At 71.5% G+C, this 2,540-nt stretch carries 2 protein-coding genes and 1 pseudogene; 1 reads left to right on the top strand and 2 read right to left on the bottom strand.

What is annotated here, in order from left to right; genetic code table 11:
* A partial coding sequence (gene pbpC / locus AC1DOC_RS28990) for a penicillin-binding protein 1C (RefSeq protein WP_478131052.1) occupies positions 1 to 1,910 on the bottom strand: 1,910 nt, incomplete at its 3' end.
* 264 nt (positions 1,911 to 2,174) lie between these two features.
* Here pbpC and AC1DOC_RS28995 point away from each other — a divergent pair.
* Positions 2,175 to 2,387, top strand: coding sequence for a hypothetical protein (locus tag AC1DOC_RS28995; RefSeq protein WP_478079664.1), 213 nt, complete (start codon positions 2,175 to 2,177; stop codon positions 2,385 to 2,387).
* A gap of 18 nt (positions 2,388 to 2,405) precedes the next feature.
* Here AC1DOC_RS28995 and AC1DOC_RS29000 read toward each other — a convergent pair.
* A pseudogene (locus tag AC1DOC_RS29000) lies at positions 2,406 to 2,540 on the bottom strand (LysE family translocator); the annotation flags it as partial.

Here is a 2,540-nt window from a genome sequence, read left to right on the forward strand (position 1 = left end):
GTGCCCTGCAGGAACCATTCGCTGCGCGCCGCCTCGAGCGCGTTGCCGTCGGCGCCGGGGCCGAACGTCACCTGCGCCTCGACCAGGCCGGCCGGCGGCCGGGGCGCGCGGCTCGGCTCGCGCGCGTGCAGGAAGCGCATCACCTCGGCCCACACCGGGGCCGCGCYGCTGGTGCCGCTCACGTCCCACATCGATGCGCCGCTCGCGTTGCCGACCCACACGCCGACCGTGTAGCGCTGCGACCAGCCCACGGCCCAGTTGTCGCGCATGTCCTTGCTGGTGCCCGTTTTCACCGCGGTCCAGAAGCGCGTGGAAAGAATGCTGTCGAGCCCGAAGGTGCGCGTGCGTGCGTTCGCGTCGGACAGGATGTCGCCGACGATGAAGGCCGCGCGCGGATCGAGGATGGGCGCAGCCGGCGCCGGCACGGGAGGCCGCGCCATCAGCGTGGGCGGCCCGTAGCGCCCGCCATTGGCCAGCATGCGATAGGCATTGGCGAGCGACAGCAGCGACACCTCGGCGCTGCCGAGCGCCAGGCTGTAGCCGTAGTAGTCGCCGCTTTCGCGCAGCGGCAGGCCGGCCGCGCGCAGCTGGCGCGCGAAGGACTCGGGCGACACCATCACCAGCGTGCGCACGGCCGGCACGTTGAGCGAGGCGGCCAGCGCGGTGCGCGCCGACACCGGCCCCTTGAACTGGCGGTCGTAGTTCTGCGGAATGTAGAGCCCGCTCGCGGTGCTGATCTGCGCCGACGAATCGTCGATCAGCGAAGCCGCCGTGAGCCGCCGCTCGGCAATGGCCTGCGCATAGAGCAGCGGCTTGAGCGTGGAGCCGGGCTGGCGCAGCGCGGTGACCGCATCGACTTCGGCCGCCTGGCTCAGCGGGCCCGAGGAGCCGACCCAGGCAAGCACCTCGCCGCTCGCGTTGTCCAGCACCACGAGCGCGCCGTCTTCCACGTGGCGGCCGCGCAATTCCTTCAGGTGGCGCTGCAGCGTGGCCAGCGCAAAGCGCTGCAGCGGCGCGCGCAGCGTGGTCCGCACGGCGGCCTCCTTGCCGGCTGCTGCCTGGCGCGACGGCGGCGCGGCCGTCTCGCCGGCCTCGCGCAGTTCCTTCAGAACTCGCCGCGCCGCATGCGGCGCAATGCCTTCGGTCGCATCGAAGGCCCGCCGCTGCACCGCCGCGCTCGTGAACATGTCGAGCGCATCGCAATCGATCTTCTGCCCCGGCTCCATCGCGCGCATCACCTCGCAGGCACGCTGCGCCACCAATGCGGGCTTGGCGTTGGGCGCGCGCACCAGTGCCGCGGCCACGCTGGCCTCGCGCGCGTCCAGGCCGCTGGGCGCCTTGCCGAACAGCGTGCGCGAGAGCGCGTCGATGCCCACGATCTCGCCGCGGAAGGGCACGGTGTTGAGGTAGGCCTCCAGGATCTGGTCCTTGCGCCAGCTGCGCTCCAGCTGCGCGGCTGCCACGGTCTGGCCGATCTTCTGCGTGAAGCTGCGCCCGCTGTTGGCGCGGCGCAGGTCTTCGTCGAGCAGGCCCGACAGCTGCATCGTGATGGTCGATGCGCCGCGCGTGCGGGTGTTCCACAGGTTGCCCCAGGCGGCGGACGACACCGCGCGCCAGTCGATGCCGCTGTGCTCGTAGAAGCGCCGGTCTTCGCTCAGCACCATGGCCATGCGCAGCGCGGGCGAAACATCGGCCAGCACCACCCACTGGCCGCGCCGCACGCTGGCATCGGTGCGCACGCGCTGCAGCAGTTCGCCGTTGCGGTCGAGCACCGCGGTATCGGAAGGGCGGAACTCGCGCTTCACCTCGTCGAAGCTCACGGCGCCGGCAGCAACCGGCAGCGCGCAGGCGATGGCCGCCAGCGCTGCGGCAAGGCGGCTGCGGCTGGCGGGGAAGGGCGGGCGGCGCATGGCGGTGGAAAGCGGAAATCGGCGGCGTGGCGGCGCCATTCTCGGCGAAGCGGCCACGGGAACTGCACCTACTTGCGAACGGGTGCGCCGCCGCCTGCGGCCGCAGGAACTTGGCGCCAAAGTCCGCAGCATGTTCCACATCCGGTAACCAACTTCACGTCCCGGCCTCATGGCGGATACGCAGCCGAGACGCAGGTGGCCTTCAATGCAATTGCCGGCTTGCGCGAGGCGAGCCGCCTTCCTACAACTCCAAGGAGAAACCAAATGATGATGACGAAGACATTGGCCGTTCTGCTTGCCGCATCGGCTGCGCTGGCCGGCTGCGTCGTGGCACCTTATGACCGTCCGGCGCCGCGCCCGCACTACGGCTACGGAGACCGCGACCGCGACGGTGTGCCCAACCGCTACGACCGCGATCGCGATGGCGACGGCGTACCGAACCGCTACGACCGCAACCCGAACAATCCTTACCGCTGAGCCTGGCCGCCGCGCGCCTCAGGCGGGCCGGCGCGCGAGCAGCGCCCACACGCCCGCCGCGCTCAGCAGCGAGCCGCCCGCAAGATTGAAGCGCCGCTGCGCGCGCGGCGAGGCAAGCAGCTTGCGGGCCGACCCCGCGAACACGGCGTAAAG

The sequence above is a fragment of the Variovorax sp. 01T439_2 genome, assembly GCF_056398445.1.

Bases quoted from the DNA above. Each gene is read 5' to 3' on its own strand.
- AC1DOC_RS28995 (WP_478079664.1), top strand. From the start codon at position 2,175: ATGATGATGACGAAGACATTGGCCGTTCTGCTTGCCGCATCGGCTGCG.